The sequence below is a fragment of the Ramlibacter algicola genome (genome assembly GCF_016641735.1).
In the GTDB taxonomy this organism is placed as follows: domain Bacteria; phylum Pseudomonadota; class Gammaproteobacteria; order Burkholderiales; family Burkholderiaceae_C; genus Ramlibacter; species Ramlibacter algicola.
In genome coordinates this window covers 314,111-330,937 of the sequence record NZ_JAEDAO010000001.1, presented here as the reverse complement: position 1 = coordinate 330,937, position 16,827 = coordinate 314,111, and the positions used below count along the sequence as shown (strand labels likewise).

Annotated in this window: 16 protein-coding genes; 12 read left to right on the top strand and 4 right to left on the bottom strand. The window is 71.2% G+C overall.

What is annotated here, in order from left to right:
- Positions 1–2: 2 nt before the first annotated feature.
- From I8E28_RS01630 to I8E28_RS01605, 6 genes are read left to right on the top strand one after another with little or no spacing between them, the layout of a single operon-like run.
- Positions 3–2,186, top strand: a complete 2,184-nt coding sequence (locus tag I8E28_RS01630; RefSeq protein ID WP_200786105.1) for a glycosyltransferase — start codon at positions 3–5, stop codon at positions 2,184–2,186.
- Positions 2,183–3,379, top strand: coding sequence for a glycosyltransferase (locus tag I8E28_RS01625; RefSeq protein ID WP_200786104.1), 1,197 nt, complete (start codon positions 2,183–2,185; stop codon positions 3,377–3,379). Before I8E28_RS01630 ends, I8E28_RS01625 begins: the two co-directional genes overlap by 4 nt.
- Positions 3,380–3,381: 2 nt before the next feature.
- Positions 3,382–5,094, top strand: coding sequence for an ATP-binding cassette domain-containing protein (locus I8E28_RS01620; RefSeq protein WP_200786103.1), 1,713 nt, complete (start codon positions 3,382–3,384; stop codon positions 5,092–5,094).
- Positions 5,091–6,353, top strand: a complete 1,263-nt coding sequence (locus I8E28_RS01615; RefSeq protein WP_200786102.1) for a TDP-N-acetylfucosamine:lipid II N-acetylfucosaminyltransferase family protein — start codon at positions 5,091–5,093, stop codon at positions 6,351–6,353. The genes I8E28_RS01620 and I8E28_RS01615 overlap by 4 nt, the downstream gene beginning before the upstream one ends.
- On the top strand, positions 6,350–7,495 hold the full coding sequence (locus I8E28_RS01610; RefSeq protein ID WP_200786101.1) for a glycosyltransferase family 4 protein: 1,146 nt from the start codon (positions 6,350–6,352) through the stop codon (positions 7,493–7,495). Before I8E28_RS01615 ends, I8E28_RS01610 begins: the two co-directional genes overlap by 4 nt.
- A complete protein-coding gene (locus I8E28_RS01605; RefSeq protein WP_200786100.1) occupies positions 7,488–8,468 on the top strand; it encodes a glycosyltransferase family 2 protein in 981 nt (326 codons plus the stop codon). The genes I8E28_RS01610 and I8E28_RS01605 overlap by 8 nt, the downstream gene beginning before the upstream one ends.
- Before the next feature lie 3 nt (positions 8,469–8,471).
- Here the strand turns inward: I8E28_RS01605 and I8E28_RS01600 are convergent, their stop codons facing one another.
- Positions 8,472–9,467: a glycosyltransferase family 9 protein gene (locus I8E28_RS01600; protein WP_200786099.1), complete on the bottom strand. Its 996-nt coding sequence runs from the start codon at positions 9,465–9,467 to the stop codon at positions 8,472–8,474.
- A 69-nt stretch (positions 9,468–9,536) separates the two neighbouring features.
- On the opposite strand from I8E28_RS01600, the gene I8E28_RS01595 reads away from it, so the two are divergent.
- Positions 9,537–10,754: a glycosyltransferase gene (locus tag I8E28_RS01595; RefSeq protein WP_200786098.1), complete on the top strand. Its 1,218-nt coding sequence runs from the start codon at positions 9,537–9,539 to the stop codon at positions 10,752–10,754.
- Positions 10,751–12,358 (top strand): Wzy polymerase domain-containing protein, encoded by a 1,608-nt coding sequence (locus I8E28_RS01590; RefSeq protein WP_200786097.1) that lies wholly within the window; start codon positions 10,751–10,753, stop codon positions 12,356–12,358. Before I8E28_RS01595 ends, I8E28_RS01590 begins: the two co-directional genes overlap by 4 nt.
- Here I8E28_RS01590 and moaC read toward each other — a convergent pair.
- Positions 12,349–12,825, bottom strand: coding sequence for a cyclic pyranopterin monophosphate synthase MoaC (moaC, locus tag I8E28_RS01585; protein WP_200786096.1), 477 nt, complete (start codon positions 12,823–12,825; stop codon positions 12,349–12,351). The genes I8E28_RS01590 and moaC overlap by 10 nt on opposite strands.
- Between moaC and tfpZ the strand changes: the two genes are divergently transcribed.
- Both tfpZ and I8E28_RS01575 read left to right on the top strand, forming a co-directional pair.
- The gene (tfpZ, locus tag I8E28_RS01580; RefSeq protein WP_239027165.1) at positions 12,824–13,624 is read left to right on the top strand and encodes a TfpX/TfpZ family type IV pilin accessory protein; all 801 of its coding nucleotides are present in this window, start codon (positions 12,824–12,826) and stop codon (positions 13,622–13,624) included. The genes moaC and tfpZ overlap by 2 nt on opposite strands.
- Positions 13,621–15,132 (top strand): M48 family metalloprotease, encoded by a 1,512-nt coding sequence (locus tag I8E28_RS01575; protein ID WP_239027164.1) that lies wholly within the window; start codon positions 13,621–13,623, stop codon positions 15,130–15,132. Before tfpZ ends, I8E28_RS01575 begins: the two co-directional genes overlap by 4 nt.
- Here I8E28_RS01575 and I8E28_RS01570 read toward each other — a convergent pair.
- Positions 15,100–15,453 (bottom strand): phage holin family protein, encoded by a 354-nt coding sequence (locus I8E28_RS01570; protein ID WP_200786095.1) that lies wholly within the window; start codon positions 15,451–15,453, stop codon positions 15,100–15,102. The genes I8E28_RS01575 and I8E28_RS01570 overlap by 33 nt on opposite strands.
- Before the next feature lie 25 nt (positions 15,454–15,478).
- Here I8E28_RS01570 and I8E28_RS01565 point away from each other — a divergent pair, with 25 nt between their 5' ends.
- A complete protein-coding gene (locus tag I8E28_RS01565) occupies positions 15,479–15,907 on the top strand; it encodes a DUF3717 domain-containing protein (RefSeq protein ID WP_200786094.1) in 429 nt (142 codons plus the stop codon).
- Entirely contained in the window at positions 15,907–16,209 is a 303-nt protein-coding gene (locus I8E28_RS01560) for a putative signal transducing protein (RefSeq protein WP_200786093.1), read from the top strand. The genes I8E28_RS01565 and I8E28_RS01560 overlap by 1 nt, the downstream gene beginning before the upstream one ends.
- A gap of 12 nt (positions 16,210–16,221) precedes the next feature.
- Here I8E28_RS01560 and I8E28_RS01555 read toward each other — a convergent pair whose 3' ends face one another.
- Positions 16,222–16,782, bottom strand: coding sequence for a YaeQ family protein (locus I8E28_RS01555; protein ID WP_200786092.1), 561 nt, complete (start codon positions 16,780–16,782; stop codon positions 16,222–16,224).
- Positions 16,783–16,827: the final 45 nt, after the last annotated feature.

Sequence of the window (16,827 nt, the reverse complement as noted above, 5' to 3'; positions counted from 1 at the left end):
CCATGGGCGCCGAAGCCTTGCGGGCCTGGTTGCGCCGTGCGGCGCACGTCGGCTACGTCTACACCCCGCTGCCGATTACGTGGAAGACCCGCATCGCACGGGGCGTGTATGCCATGGCCGGCTGGGCGTTTCGCGGCGATCGCAACTACGAGCTGTGGAGCCGCGAGGGGCAAGCCTCGAAGCTGGCCGTGCCGGCGCGTCCGCTGGAGGACGCCACCATCGCGACACTTCTCGCGACGCTGCGGTTCGACGAAGTCGACGACCCGCTCGTCTCGATCATCATCCCCGCGTACGGCAACCTGCGGCACACGCTGGCCTGCGTCCGCTCGATCCACGAGCACCTGCCACAGGCCTCGGTCGAAGTCATCGTTGCCGAGGATGCCTCGGGCGACACCGAGATCCTGCGCCTGCGCGCCATCCAGGGCCTGCGCTTCCTCCTGCATCCGGCCAACCTCGGCTTCCTGCGCTCCTGCAACGCGGCGGCGGCACACGCCCGGGGCCGCTACATCTACCTACTGAACAACGACACGGAAGTGACCGACGGCTGGCTCGACCAGCTGCTGGCGTTGTTCACCGCGGACCCCGGTTGCGGCATGGCCGGCTCGAAGCTGGTGTTTCCCGACGGCAGCCTGCAGGAGGCGGGCGGCATCGTGTGGCGGCATGGCGGCAGCGACAACTACGGCCGCCTCGGCTCGCCGACGGCCAGCGCCTTCAACTACGTGCGCGAGGTGGACTACTGCTCGGGCGCGTCGCTGCTCATTCCCGCGGGGCTGTTCCGGCAACTGGGCGGCTTCGACGAGCACTTCGCGCCGGCCTATTGGGAGGACACGGACCTGGCGTTCCGCGTGCGCGCCGCCGGCTTGCGCGTGCTGTACCAGCCGCGCTCGGTCGTGATCCACCACGAAGGCATCTCGCACGGCAAGGACGCCACCACCGGCCTCAAGGCCTGGCACGTGCGCAACCGGGCCAAGTTCGTCGAACGGTGGCGCGAGGTGCTGCAGGCCGACCACCTCGACGAGGATTGGGACCCGCTGCGCACGCCCGATCGCCCGCGCGCTCGCCGGATGGTGCTCGTCGTCGACGACCACGTGCCGCAGCCCGATCGCGACGCGGGCTCCCGCTCCATGTGGTGCCTCATGCAGGCCCTGCTGGGCATGGGTTTCATCGTCAAGTTCTGGCCCGAGGACGGGGTCGCCAACCCGGTGTATGCCGGCCAGCTGCAGCAGGCTGGGGTCCAGGTGCTGGCCGGACCCGAGTTCAAGGGGCGGTTTCGGGAATGGCTGGTCGCCAACCGCGACCGCCTGGACCACGTGATCCTGAGCCGCCCCAGCGTGGCGCCGGCGTTCATCACGGACATCCGCCGCGCCAGCCGGTCCCGCATCCTCTATTACGGCCATGACCTGCACCACGCGCGCCTGCAGGGCGAGGCCGACCTGACCGGCTCGCGGGTGGCGCGCCACGAAGCGCGGGCGATGCAGAAGCTGGAGGTCGGCCTCTGGCGCCAGGTGGACGCCGTCTATTACCCGTCTTCGCTCGAGACCGACGTCGTCCGTGCGACCGTCCCGGGCGTGCGCGCCTACACGCTGCCGCTCTACTTCTTCGACGACGTGCCCGCCATTCCAGGTCCGCAGCAGCGCGAGGGCCTGCTGTTCGTCGCCGGCTTCGACCGCCCGCCCAACGTCGACGCCGCGCTCTGGTTCGTGAAGGAAGTGCTGCCCCGCGTGCGAGCAGCGACCAACCTGCCGGTGCGGCTGCTCCTCGCCGGCTCGCGTCCGGCCGATGAGGTGCGGGCCCTGGCCGGCGAAGGCGTCGAAGTCACGGGCTTCGTGAGCGACGACCAACTGCTGGCGCTGTACCGGTCGGCACGCGTCGCGGTCGTGCCGCTGCGCATGGGGGCTGGGATGAAGGGCAAGGTGATCGAAGCCTTGCACCACGGGCTGCCGCTGGTCACGACGCCCATCGGCGCGCAGGGGCTGGAGCGCCTGGAGGATGTCTGCGCGGTGACGCTGGATCCAGAGGCGATGGCGCAGGCCATCGTTCGCCTGCTCACCGACGATGCCGCGTGGCATCGCACGTCCAGTGGCCAGCGCACGTACATGGAAGGCCGCTTTTCGCTTGACGCCATGGTGCGCGCCCTGCAGCTGGGCATGGATGCCACCGCCCGCGAGGAAGAGGCCACGGCGTGAAGATCGTGATGGTCTCCAGCTTCCCGGCGTTTCCCACGACGGCGGGCAATCGAAGCCGCATCCGCCAACTGGCGCTGGCGCTGCAACGGCTGGGCCACGACGTCACCTTCGTGGTCCTCGGCTCGCCGCACGAAGCGTGCGACGACGCCGCCCATGTGGCCGCCTTCGGCGCGGGCCATTTCCACCGGATCGACAAGCGCCACGCGCTGCGCAAATGGGTGCGGGGCGCGATCCCCGGGGCGGCCAAGCGCGTGCTGCGCCGCATCGGCGTGGAGTGCGCGTACTACTCGCCGCTCGACCGTTTCCGCGACGCCGATTTCCTGCGCGCGCTCGGGCAGCTGCGGCTGGCGCCGGACGTCGTGCTGGTGGAGTACGTCCTGGACTCCTGGGTGTTCGACGCGTTCCCGCGCTCGGCGCGGCGCGTGCTGGACACCCACGACGCCTTCGCGAACCGGCATCGCGATTACGTCGCGCGTGGGATCGCGGACTACTGGGTGTCGCTGCGGCCGCAGGCGGAGAACGCCGGGTTCCGGCGCGCGGACGTCGTGCTCGCGATCCAGGACGAAGAGGCGCAGCGCTTCCGGGAGCAGCTCGCAGCCGATGCGTGCGCGCGGGCTGCGGATCCGCACGTCGCCGTCGTCGGCCACCTGCTCGAGGTTGGGGAGCTGGTGGAGGAGGGCGAGGACGGGAAGGCTGTGTTCCTGGCTTCGGACAACGCGGCGAACAGGGACGCGTTGCAGTGGTTGCTCGCCGACATCCTGCCGCGTGTCGTGCGTGAGCTTCCATCGTTCACGCTCGAACTCGGCGGATCGATCTGCCGCGTCGCGCCGGACCTGCCGCACGTGCGCAAGCTGGGCTGGCTGGACGATCCCCAGGCTGCGCTCCGGCGCGCAGCGTTGGCGCTGAACCCGATGCGCGTGGGCACCGGGATCAACATCAAGCTGCTCGACGCGATGGCCGCCGGCGTCCCCAGCGTGGCGACCGCGACGGGCGCACGCGGGATTCCGGACACAATGCGCGCGGGGCTCAGCGTCGTCGACGACGGGGACGGCGACGGATTCGCCGCTGCCGTGCTGCGGTTCGCGCGCGACCCGGTGCAGCGCCGCGCGGCAGGCAACGCGGCACGCGAGATGGCGGCACGCTGGAATGCGGCGCATGTGGCCACGCTGCAAGGCTGCTTGCGGGCCGGCTAGACATGATCGACAACCACCTCCGCTTGTGGGCACACCTGGCGCCGCTGCACCGCGCAGGGGCGGTGGTGCTCACCATCGGCAACGTCGTCGCGTCGGTGCTGGAAGTCATCGCACTGGCACTCTTCGGCGCCTTGTTGCTGCACCTGACGCAGGGTGCGCCAGCGACCGCGCCGCTGCCTGGCCTGGGCACGCTGGGCGGGGCCGGGCTGAGGACGATCACGGTCGCCTGCGGTGCCATCTACCTCGCCAAGAACCTGCTCATGGTCTTCCTGGCCTGGCTGGAAGCGCGCCTCGCCTTCGGCGTGCAGGTGCACCTGAGCGTGAAGACGCTCGCGTCGCTCATGGGGCAAGACTACGAGGACGCGAGCCGGGTCGACGAGAGCACCAAGATCAACCTGCTGGTCGGGGGCATGTCGTACTTCGCCTTCAACGTCCTGCTCCCGGGCCTCACGCTGCTCGCCGAAGCCACCGTGATGGTCGCGCTCGTGCTGTTCCTCGTGCTCACGCAACCCCTGTTCGTCAGCGGGATGCTGGCGACGCTGTGCGCGGTGGCGGGCATCCTCGTAGCCGTGAGCCGCCGCGTCGTCCTGCGCCTGGGCGTCGACCGGCACGGCTTCGAGGACCAGAGGCTGAAACTGCTGTCCGGCATCTTCGGCCACCTGCGCGAGATGTACGTGTACGCGGCCACCCCGCGCGCCGTCGTCCACCTGCAGGCGTTGCTGACGCGGCTGGCGGCGACCTACCGCGGCTTCCAGATGCTGCAGGCGTCGCCCCGTTTCGTCCTCGAACTGGCGCTCATCGGCGTGCTGCTGCTCGTCGTGTACCGGCAGAGCGGCGGTACCGTCGCCCCGGCGCTGGTCGTCAGCATGGGGGTGTTCGGCGTCGCCGGGTTCAGGCTCCTGCTGGGCATCAACCGGCTCGTGGGTTGCGTGCAGGCGATGCGTTTCGCCGGTCCCACCATCGAGAAGATCCTGCGGGCCTTGTCGACCCCCGCAGTTCACGGCGCGCACGCCGCCGCGGCAGTGCATCGATCGCATCCGGGACCGGCCGTGTTGAAGCTGGCGGGTGTCTCGTATGCCTACGAGCCGGGCAAGCCGGTGCTGCAGGGCCTCGACCTCGAATTGCGGCGCGGGACGATCGTGGGCATCAAGGGCCGCTCGGGCGCCGGCAAGAGCACCTTGCTCGACATCGTCGCGGGCCTGCGCACGCCCGGCTCGGGCTGGATCGAGCTGGATGGGCAGCGCATCGCGCACAAGCAGGAGCTGGTGGGCCGCGTCGCGTATGCAGGCCAGCAGCCTGCCGTGTTTCCCGACACCGTGCGTGCCAACGTGGCGTTCGGCCGCCCGCCGGAGACGGTGGACGACGGGGCGGTGTGGCGCGCGCTGGCCGCTGCGCATCTCGACCACGTGGTGCGCGCGCTCCCGCATGGGCTCGACCACCGGCTCGGCTTCGGCCAGTCGTTGTCAGGGGGGCAGGTGCAACGGCTCGCACTCGCGCGTGCGCTGTACATGGACTGCCATTTCCTCCTGCTGGACGAGCCGACGGCCGCGCTCGACCCGGAGACGGAACGGGAGTTGCTCGCAACGCTGAGGGAGGTGGCTTCGACCACCGCGGTGGTGCTGGTGTCGCACCGGCCCGCGCCGCTGGAGGCGGCAGACGTCGTGCTGGACCTCCGGGACGGCCGCCTCGTCGACGCCAGGGGCGAAGCCGCGTGAGCCTCGCCAGCCTGCGGCCTGCGACGGGAAGGTTCCTCCACCTCGTCCACGACGACAAGTACATCGACGCTGCGCGGGCGGTCTTCGAAGAGGCCGCCCCCGGCGCCCACGATTTCCTGGTCATCGGCAGCCCCGGGAGTGCCTTCCGGCACCTTCGCTCGTTCACGCCGGCCTGCTGCGAGCTGGAGATGCTGCTGCACGCGCCTGTGCTGCGGCAGTTGCCGGATTACTCGGCCGTCCTGGTGCACGCGCTCGACGACGCTGCCCGCCTCGTCGTGCATGCCGCACCGGACTCCACCTGTTTCCTGTGGATGGCGTGGGGCTCCGACTACTACCACCTCCTGCGTGCCGAACGCGAGTTGCTGCTGCCCAGGACGGGCGCGCTGGTCGGCGAACTGCGCGACGACCCCGACCGGCCCGCGCGCCGGCGTGCCGTTGTCGGCGGGCACCTCGTCGGCCTGGCGCGCGCGGCCACGCAGCCGCGGCAGGCGATCCAGCGGTACCGCCGCCGCCGTACCTTGCGCAGCATCGGCGCCGGCCGCCCCGGCGAGATCGGCTTGCTGAACCGCTTTCGCGGGTTCGCCGTGACGCACGAGGATTTCGACGGAATCAGGCAAGGGCACCCGGCCTTCGACGTTCCCTTGCTCGACTGGAACTGCTACTGGGCCGAGTCCTTCGATCCGGACCGATGCCCGGACGGGCCGACGGGCGGCGATGTCCTGCTGGGCAACAGCGCCACGCCCACCAACAACCACCTCGAGGCGCTGGAGCTGCTTGCCGACATCCTCCCGGCCGGCCGAAGGGTCGTCTGTCCCCTGAGCTACGGCGATGCCCGCTATGGGGACGCGATCGAGTCGGCCGGCCACCGCCTGCTCGGGGACCGGTTCCTGCCGCTGCGCGAGTACATGGAGCCGCACGCCTACGCGGAGGTCCTGGGCGCGTGCTCGGTGGTCGTCATGAACCACCGGCGCCAGCAGGCGGCCGGCAACATCGTGTTCGCGCTTTGCAGCGGCGCGCATGTGTTCCTTCGCGCCGAGAACTCCCTCGTCGCCAGCCTGCGCCGCCTCGGCGTCGACGTGCACGACATGGAGGGCCTGGCCGATTTCCTGCGCCGTGGTGGCGGGACCCCCGTGGCAGGGGCCGATTTGGCCGCCGTGCGCAGCAGGATCGGCAGCCGTTTCGGCCGGCCGTCGATCCTGGCAACGACGCGCGCCATGCTCGCGCGCCTGGCGCAAGCCCACGAGCGCGAAGCAGCATGACCGCTGCGCGCGCCCGCATCCTGGCCGTGTCGCATGACACGTCGCTGTACGGGGCGCAGCGGTCGTTGTTCGACGTGGTGAATGGCCTGATCGCCCTGGGGCACGACGTGGAAGTCTGCGTGCCCTACGCCGGCCCGCTTTCCGATGCGTTCGCGCGCCTCGGGATCCGCGTCCACGTCGTTCCGATTTGCCACTGGGTTCCGGATCGAAGCAACGCCTCGGCCCGCCATTGGCTGACCCTGGTGGGCGGGCTGCCGCGGCGCGTCTTGCGGGCCAGGCGCCTCGTGCGCACGCAGCGCTTCGACCTGGTCTACACGAACACGGTGACGGTGCTCGAATTCGCGCTTGCCGCAAAGGCGGCGGGCGTGCCGCACGTCTGGCATCTGCGCGAGAAGGCGGCTGGCCATCCGCAATTGCGCAGCCCGCTTCCGAACCGCGGGATCGTGGCCATCGTGCGTGCCTTGTCGGCGAAGGTGATCTACAACTCCCACGCCCTGCTCGCGCGGTACGGCGGCGCGCGCGGGGCGAAGGACATGGTGGTGCACAACGGCTTGCCCGCCGCCGTCGAACGACCACGAGGCGTCCGGCGCGCGGATCCGGTGAAGATCGTCTCGGCGGGGTTCATGGACCATCGCAAGGGCTTGGACGTCCTGCTCGATGCGGTCGCCCTGCTGCCGGCCGCGGCTCGCGCCGGCGTGCGGATCGAGGTCGCAGGCATCGTGGAGCCGCGCTACATGGCACGGGAGATCGCGCCGCGGTTGGCTTCGCTTGGCGACGCGGTGCGTTTGCTCGGATGGGTCGACCCCATCGAGGCTGCGCTGTCCGACGCCGACCTGCTCGTGTCCAGTGCCCGCGAGGAACCGTTCGGCCGGACCCTGGTCGAGGCCATGATGCTCGGCCTGCCCGTGCTCGCCACGCGCTGCGGCGGACCCGAGGAGATCGTGGAGGATGGCGTGACCGGGCTGCTCGTCGCGGCCGACGATCCGCGTGCGCTCAGCGCTGCCCTCCTGAGGCTGCTCACCGAACCCGGGTTGCTGGCGTCCTTCGGCCGTGCCGGCAGGGAGCGCGCGCTGGAGCGCTTCGAACTGGGCGCTTGCGTGCGCCGCGTGGAGGCGTGCCTCCTGGAGGCCGTGCATGGTTGACCACAACGCTCCCGTCTGCGCCGTCGTCGTCAACTGGAACGGCTGGCGCGACACGCTCGTCTGCCTGGCCAGCCTGTTCGCGCAGCGCGACGTGCCGCTGCGCATCGTCGTCTGCGACAACGGCTCGACCGACGACTCGGTGGCGGAACTCACCGGCTGGCTCGCTGCGCGCGGCGGCGCGGCCGACGGCGGCGGCTTCGAATGGCCGCAGCAGGACAACGGCGTGCTGTCCGTGCACGTCGTGGTGCTGGGCGCGAACCTGGGCTACGCAGGCGGCCTGAATGCGGGCATCGACTGGGCACGCGGCCGATGGCAGCCCCGCGGCTTCTGGCTCTTGAACAACGACGTCGAGGCCGAGCCCGGTGCGCTGGCCGCATTGCTGGCGGCGCATGCCAGCGTGGCCGACGCCGGCATCTGCGGGTCGGTCCTGCTCGATTGGGACCGGCCGCAGGAAGTGCAGGCGGTGGCAGGCGTCTATCGCCGCTGGCTGGGCGTGGGCTGGCACGACACGCGCGTCGAGCCGGGATCGACTGTGCGCATTCCGGTCGACTACCCGGTGGGGGCGTCGATGTATGTCGACGCGGGCTTCCTCGAACGGGTCGGGCCGATGGATCCGGGCTACTTCCTGTACTGCGAGGAGATGGACTGGGCCGAGCGCGGGCGCCGCCAGGGCTATCGCTCGCTCGTGGCCCTGGGCAGCCGGCTGCGCCACAAGGAAGGCGCGAGCACCGGTTCGCGGGGCGGCGTGCGCAACAAGTCGCTGCTGTCCGAGCGCTATGGGGTGACGAGCAGGCTGCGGATCACGCGCAAGCTGTGGCCGCAACTGCTGCCGGTCGTGTGGTGCAGCCTCGCAGTCGTGGTGGCCGACCGGTTGCTGCATGGCGAATGGGCGCGTGCGCGCCTCGTCGCGGCCTTGATGGCCTCGCCTTCGTCGTGGTCGGGGCGCGACACGCAGGAGCGCGGCGCCAGCTAGGCCTCAACGCGAACGGCCGAGGGGGGACGGTTGCGCGGCGCCGAGCAGGTCTTGCGCGCACAGGCCGGTGAAATACCGCCCGCGCGGCACGGTGCCGAACAACTCGTAGCGCGGGTCGTACTGCGCCTCGTCGGTCCAGACCCAATTCGCGCCGGGCGGGCACTTGCGCAGCGGGTGGGTGGGCCCGAACACCGCCGTCACACGCGGGTTCACCGCCGCGGCCAGGTGCATCAGGCCGGTATCGGTCGTGACGACGCGCGCGGCCTGGCGCAATGTGGCGGCCGCGCTGCCCAGCGACGTGCGGCCGCACAGGTTCACGCAGCGGTCCGATTCGTACGCGGCATACAGCGGCCGTTCCGCCGCGGAGCCGAGGAAGAGGACCGGCCCGCGCTCGGCGCAGGCTTGCACGAGCTCGGCGAACAGCGTCTCGGGCATGCGCCGCACGGTGCTGTCCTCGTGCGCATTGCGCCCGCCCGCGTTGACGAGAACGGTGGCCGCTTCGGCGTCGGCGACCGCGGGCGCCATCCCCTCCAGCGCCGGCGCGTCCAGCGCCACGTCCGTGCGATCCGCGCCCAGGCCAGCGGCATCGAGCAGGTCCAGGTAGCAGTCGATCTCGTGGCGCACGGCGCCATACGGCACGGCATGCGTCAGCGGCCAGCCCTCTGCCGCGCGGCGCCGGAAGCCGATACGAACCGGGATGCGGGCGAGCGCCGCCAGCCAGGTGAAGATCCAGTGCTTGTCCAGCACGTACACGGCGTCGTAGCCGCGCAGCAGGCGCAGCACCTCCGGCACGCGCTGCACCTGCGGGCCATAGAGCACGTGCTCGTCGAACGTGAGCACCTGGTCCAGGTGCGGGTTGTCGGCCAGCATGGAGGCGAAGCCGCGGCCGGTGAGGTAGTCGATGCGGGCCTGGGGCAGGCGCGCCCGCAGCTGGCGCACCAGCGGCGTCGTCATCAGCACGTCGCCCAGCGCGCCGATCTTCCAGAGCAGCACCTTCATCGACGCCTCGCCATCGTGGCCGGACTATAGCCGTGCGACGCACGTCGCCTCGGGTAGCATTCGCCCCCGATGGCCAGCGTCGACTTCCCGCTTCGTCCCGGCGATCCCGCCGGCAGCGCGGCGGCCCCGCGGCTGTCGTACGTGCACGAGTGGCTGACCGACTGGGGCGGCTCCGAGGACGTCGTGGCGCACATGCACCAGGCACGTCCCGCGCAGGCGCTGCACGCGACCATCGACTTCCTGTCCGACACTGACCGGGACAAGCTGCCCGGCCTGCCGATCCGCACCACCTTCCTGCAGCGGGCGCCCTTCGTGCGTTCGCGGTTCTGGCACTACCTGCCGCTGACGCCGCTCGCGGTGGAGACGCACGACCTGCGTGACGCGGACCTCATCGTCTCCAGCTCGCACGCGTTCGCCAAGGGCGTGCTCACGACGGCGCAGCAGCTGCACGTGAGCTACGTGCACTCGCCCATGCGCTACGCCTGGGACCTGCACCATGAGTACCTGGCCGACTACGGCCTGGGCCGCGGCGCCAAGGGGCTGCTCGCGCGCCACATCTTCCACCGGCTGCGCCAGTGGGACCGGCAGACCGCGAACAACGTCGACCTGTTCCTGGCCAACTCGGAGCACGTCGCGCGCCGCATCTGGCGCACCTACCGTCGGCGTGCGCTGGTGCTGCACCCGCCGGTGGCGACCGGGCGGTTCGCCCTGGAGGACCACAAGGGCGACCACTACGTCACGGTGTCGCGGCTGGTCTCGTACAAGCGCATCGAGTTGCTGCTGCAGGCGTTCCGCGAGATGCCGCAGCGCAAGCTGGTCGTCATCGGCGATGGTCCCGAAATGGGCCACCTGCGCGCGATGTGCCCGCCGAACGTCACGCTGATGGGATGGCAGCCGCACGAGGTCGTGCAGCAGCAGGTGGGCAGCGCGCGCGCATTCCTGTTCGCCGCGCAGGAGGACTTCGGCATCTCCCCCGTGGAGGCGCAGGCCTGTGGCACGCCGGTGATCGCCTACGGCATCGGCGGCTCGGCCGAGACCGTGCGCGACGTGCGCAGTGCGGAGCAGCCGACCGGGCTGCTCTTCTTCGAACAGAGTGCGGCGGCCCTGCGCGCGGCGGTCGAGGACTTCGATCGCGCCCACATCGATCCGCACGCCTGCCGGCAGTGGGCCGAGCGCTTCAGCGCCGAGCGCTTCCGCGACGGCTACCTGGACATCCTGGACCGGGCCTGGCAGGCGTGGCAGGGCGGCCTGCAGGTCGAGGACCGCCTGATCGGCGAGCTGCGGTGAGTGCTGCGCCTCGCCAGCCCGGCGTCCGCGCGGCCGCCGCCGCCGTCCTCACCGCGATTCCCTGGCTGAGCCCCGCCACCTTCGGTCCTTCGTCGACGGTGGTCCCGTGGCTGGTGAGCGCGGCCTGCGCGCTCGTCGTGTGGCTGCTCGCCGTGCCGGCGACCCGCGAGCGCCTGGGCCTCGTGGTGCTCGCGCTCGCCGTCGCCGCCGTCGCCACGCTGCTGCACCCCGCTTCGGCGCAGGAGAACGCCTATCTGGCGGCCGGCTTGCTGCTGGTCGCGGTTGGGGGCGCACCGGCAGGAGACGGGGAGCTCACGCAAGGCTTCTGTGCCGGGCTGCTCATGGCGGCCGCCGGCAGCGCCGTGATCGCGTTGCTGCAGTACTTCGGTGCCGCGCACGCGCTGGTGCCGATGGTGAGCGCGGCCAGCATCGGCGATGCGTACGCCAACCTGCGGCAGCCGAACCAGTTCTCCACGCTCTGCTGGCTGGGGGTCGCGGTGTTGCTGTTCGGCCGCATCGGCGTCGGCCGGCGCGCGCAGTTCGTGCTCATGGCGCTGCTCGCCGTGGCCAGTGCCGCGACCACGTCGCGCACGGCGCTGCTGCAAATGGCGTTGCTGGCCGCCGCGCTGCTCGCGTGGCCGTCGGCCGAGCGCGGCCACCGCTGGCGCATGCTGGGCGTGGCCGCCCTGGGCTACGCAGCGGCCCTCGTGCTGCTGCCCTGGATCGCACAGGCCGCCACCGGCGTGCTGCCCAGCCGCACGCTGTGGGGGCGCGTCGGCAGCATCGACAGTTGCAGCAGCCGGCGCGTGCTGTGGGAGGACGTGCTGCACCTGGTCGCGCAGCGGCCCTGGGCGGGCTGGGGCTGGGGCGAGCTGGATTACGCGCACTTCGTGACGCCCTACCCGGGGGCCCGGTTCTGCGACATCCTCGACAACGCGCACAACTTCGCGCTTCACCTGGCCGTCGAGCTGGGCGTGCCGTTCGCGGTCCTGGCCTGCGCCGGCGCGGCGGTTTGGGGCCTGCGCCGGCGGCCCTGGGCGGAGGCGGACCCGCTGCGGCAACTGGCGTGGATGCTCGCAGGCATGGTCCTCGTGCACAGCCTGCTCGAGTACCCGCTCTGGTACGGCCCGTTCCAGATCGTGTTCGGCGCCGCCCTTGCGTGGCTGGGGGCCGGCACGGTGTCGCGCTGGTCCTGGCCGCCGCTGGCGAGGGTGGTCGTGGGCGTCGCCGGCTTGTGCCTGGTGGCGGCCGCGGCCTGGGACTATGTCCTGGCCAGCCAGGCCTACTTGCCCGTGAAGCAGCGGTGGGCCGCGGCGCGCGAGGACCCGCTGGCGACCGCACGGCGGGCCCGGCTGTTCGCGTCCCAGGCGACGTTCGCGGAGTTGACGCTCACGGCGCCGTCACGCGCGAATGCGACGGCGGTGTGGGCCCAGTCGCAGGCGATGCTGCACTACTCGCCGGAGCCGCGCGTGGTCGAGCGCGCCATCGACAGTGCGCTGCTGCTGGGCAAGGATCAAGAGGCGGCGGTGCTGCTGGCGCGCTACAAGGCGGCCTTCCCGAAGGATGCGCAGCGGTACCTGGCCGCGCCGCGCGCTCAGGACTGAACGAAGCTGCCCGACTTGCCGCCGTGCTTTTCCACGACGCGCACGTCGGTGATGCGCATGCCGCGGTCGACCGCCTTGCACATGTCGTACACGGTCAGCAGCGCGACCTGCACCGCGGCCAGTGCCTCCATCTCGACGCCGGTCGGGCCGACGGTCTCCACGGTCGCGGTGCACTCGACATGCGGCGGCTGCGCGCCCGTGCTGAATTCCACGGCGACGCGCGTCAGGGCCAGGGGGTGGCACAGTGGGACGAGGTCGCTGGTCTTCTTGGCGCCCTGGATGCCGGCGATGCGGGCGATGCCCAGCACGTCGCCCTTGCGCGCGGTGCCGCTCTGGATCAGGTCCAGCGTCGCCGGTAGCATCTCGATCCGGCCTCGCGCCACCGCCACGCGGTGGGTCGCGGGCTTGCCGGCCACGTCCACCATGTGGGCCTGGCCTTCGCGGTCGAAATGAGTCAATCCTGTCATGCAGATGAGTTCCATTGCCTCCACCCATGATACGGCCGGCTTCGACTGGCGATCCCGGCTGCGCGCAGCCGGGATCCACCTCGTGCTGAGCTGCCTCGTCGCGGCGCTGTCGGCGCTGCTCGTCTTCCTGGTCTGGTACCCGTTTCCCTACCGCGAACTGTCCGGTGGCCGCGACCTGTTCCTGCTGCTGGTCTCCGTCGACGTGGTCATCGGCCCGCTGATCACGTTCGCCGTGTTCAACCGCGCCAAGCCCGCGCGCGAACTGCGGCGCGACCTGCTGGTCGTCGGCCTCCTGCAGCTGGCCGCGCTGGGCTACGGCCTGTGGACGGTGCACATGGCGCGGCCCGTGCACCTGGTGTTCGAGTACGACCGCTTCCGCGTCGTGCACCAGCTCGACATTCCGGCCGAACTGGTGGACAAGGCGCCGGCGGACATCGACGTCGCGCCCTGGGGCGGCCCGACGCTGATCGCGCTGCGGCCGTTCCGCAATGCCGGTGAAAACCAGGAAATGACGCTGCAGGCGCTGGGTGGGATCTCGCTGTCGGCACGGCCGGAACTCTGGGTGCCCTACGCCACACAAACGCAGGCTGTGCTGCAGGCCGCGCGTCCCATCGAGTCCCTTGCCGCCCGTTTCCCGCAACGCCGGGCCGAGATCGACGCGGCGGTGCGTGCGACGGGCAGGCAGGTCCAGCAGCTGCGCTACCTGCCGCTGCTGGCCCGCAAGGAATACGCCTGGACCGCCCTGCTGGACGGCACGACGGCCGACATCGTCGGTTACCTGCCGCTGGATAGCTTTTGAAGTCCCACCTCCCCCGCCTGCGCCGCCCCATCGCCGCCGTCCTCGCCGCCCTCGTGGCGGTGGGGCCCGCGTCCGCGCAACTGCCGACGCTGGGCGACAGCGGCGACATGACCACGTCGCAGGAGCGCCGGCTGGGCGACCGCGTCGCGCGCGAGATGTACCGCGACCTGGACTACGTCGACGACCCGGTGATCGCGGAGTACGTGCAGGGCCTCTGGCAGCCGCTGCTGGATGCGGCGCGCGCGCGCGGCGAGCTCAGCGCCGAGATGGACCAGCGCTACGCGTGGCAGGTGCTGCTGGGCAAGGACCGCATGATCAATGCGTTCGCGGTGCCGGGCGGCTGGCTGGGCCTGCAGCTGGGCCTCATCAACGTCACCACGTCGCGCGACGAGATCGCGTCGGTGCTCGCGCACGAACTGAGCCACGTCACCCAGCGGCACATCTCGCGCATCATGGCGCAGGAGAGCCGGCAGGCGCCGCTGGTGCTCGTGGGCATGCTGCTGGGCATGCTCGCGATGTCGCGCAACCCCGAGGCGGGCAACGCGGTGATCACCAGCACCCAGGCGATGTCGGCCCAGAGCGGCCTGAACTTCTCGCGCGACATGGAGCGCGAGGCCGATCGCATCGGCTACGGCGTGGCCGTGCAGGCCGGCTTCGATCCGCGCTCGTTCGCGTCCATGTTCGAGAAGCTGCAGCAGGCCTCGCGCCACACCGACAACGCGTCCTTCCCGTACCTGCGCACGCACCCGTTGAACACGGAGCGCATCGCCGACATGCAGTCGCGGGCGCAGTTCGCGGCCGGCCCCGCGACGGCGCGTGCCACGCTGGAGCACGCGTTGGTCGTCGCGCGGTCGCGCGCCGTGTCCGCCCCGGGCGTGGACGAGGTGCGCGTGCTGCTCACCGAGGCGGGCACGCTGCAGCCCTCGACACCGCCCACGCGGCGCGCTGCCATCCTGTATGCCGGCGCGCTCGCGGCTGCCAGGCTGCGCGACTTCGAGCGGGCCGATGCGCTGGTGCAGCAGCTGCGCGCCATGCCGCAGGTGCAGGCCGATCCCGCCGGCACTCGTTTCGCCCGGCTGCTCGCCACCGAGGTCGCACTGCTGGCCGGCCAGCCCGCGCGGGCGCAGGCGGCGCTGGGCGACGTCGCGGGCACGAATTCACGCGCCGAGTTGCTGTTGTGGGCGCAGGTGCGCACGGCCACCGGCGGCGCCTCCGACGTGGCGCAGCGCTTGCAGTCGTGGGTGGCGCTGAACAAGCGCGACGCCACGGCGTGGCAGATGCTGTCGGCCGCCTATGGCGTGCAGGGCCTCCAGGTGCGCGCCGTGCGTGCGGATGCCGAAGCGCGTGCCGCGCAGATGGATTTCTCCGCCGCGCTGGACCGCTTCCGCGCGGCGCAGGACCTGGCGCGCCGTGGCGGCCCGGGCGCCGACTACATCGAGTCGTCGATCATCGACTCGCGCACGCGCGAGGTGCAGTCACTTCTTCGGGAGCAGGCGCTCGAGCGCTGAGTCGATCACCACGCTGGCCAGCGAGTACAGCAGCGACCCGAGCAGCGCCGCGCCGAAGCCGCGCACGTCGAATCCCTGCAGCACTTCGGCCGCCGCCCAGAACATCAGGGCGTTGATGACGAACAGGAACAGGCCCAGCGTCAGCATCGTGACGGGCAGCGTCAGCACCACCAGCACCGGCCGTACCACCATGTTCAGCAGCCCGATCACGGCCGCCGCGAGCAGCGCGGAAGGAAACGAGCGCACTTCGACGCCGCTGTAGACGTACGCCACGAACAGCAGTGCCGACGCACTGAGCAGCCATTTGACGACCAGCTTCATGGCGCGCGAGGATAGCATCGGGGCCATGGCCGGCATCCACATCACCGACATCGAAGCCGCCATCAACTGGTGGCGCGAGCGCAAGCCGTCGCCCGACGGCATCACGCTCGCCCCGGAGCTGCGCGCGCTCGCGGAGGTGTACGCGCTGATGGTGTATTACCGCGAGGACGAAGCCGACGAGGCGACCTTGCCGCGCAAGGCGCTCGACGCCTGGAAGGCCTGGTACGCCACGACGCCCGACACGCCGTGCATCGCGATCTGCTCGACCAGCCAGGGCGACGACACCTGCAAGGGTTGCGGCCGCACGTTCGAGGAAGTGCAACTGTGGCCGGAGATGACGCCGGCGGAAAAGCGCCAGACGTGGCGCCGCATCACCCTGGACGCCAGCGCGTGGCGCTTCAACCGCTACGCCGAGCGCTCCGGCGAGAAGCCCGACACCACGCCGGCCGCCTGATGCTCCGGCTCGCGCGCGCCCCGGACCTCGCGCTCGCGGCGATCTGGCTGGATGTCTTGCGCGAAGCGGGCATCCAGGCCTGGCTGCAACGCGAGTTCCTCGCCGGTGGCGCCGGCGAGTTGCCGCCCGACCAGTGCCTGCCCGAGATCTGGCTGGCGGATCAACGGCAGGAACGTGCTGCGCGCGAAATCCTGGAGGCATTGCAGCGCGTGCCGCAGCGCCGCTGGCTGTGCGCGTGTGGCGAGACGGTGGAGGGCGGCTTCGAGAGTTGCTGGCAGTGCGGGCGGCCGATGCCGCTCTAGGACCGCTCGGCCCTAACGCCAGCGGACTGGTTCGATTTCCACGGTGCCCGCGGCGCCGGACAGCAGCAGCGAGCCTTCCTGGATCGTGGCCTGCAGTTGCATCGAGCGCTCGGCCAGCGTGGCGAGTTGCTGCGACGCTTCGGTCGGGATGCGCCACGCCGACAGCTTGTCCAGCCGCGTGAGCTTGGTCTCGATGCCGCGCCACCAGACTTCGGCGGCGTGGTGGAACGCGTAGACGATCACGCGATCGGCCTTCGAGCAGGCGCGCGCCAGCGGCTTGTCCTCCGGCTGGCCGACTTCGATCCACAGCCGCGTGCGGCCGGTGAAGTCACGCAGCGAGACGTCCGGATCGTCGGGGTCGGACAGGCCGGCGCCGAAGGCGAGCGTGCCGTCGCCGTTGCAGTCGGTCTGCAGCGCGTGCGCATTGAGCGCGAGCGCCACCAGCCGCACCATCATGCGCTCGTCGGTTTCGCTCGGGTGCCGCGCCAGCGTGAGCGCGTGGTCGGCGTAGTAGCCGTGGTCGATGTCGGCGACCGCGAGCTGCACCTTGAAGACGGTGGACTTGAGGGCCATGCGGTCCGCCGACGGGCCGCCCCTAGGCGGACCAGCTCCCTTGGG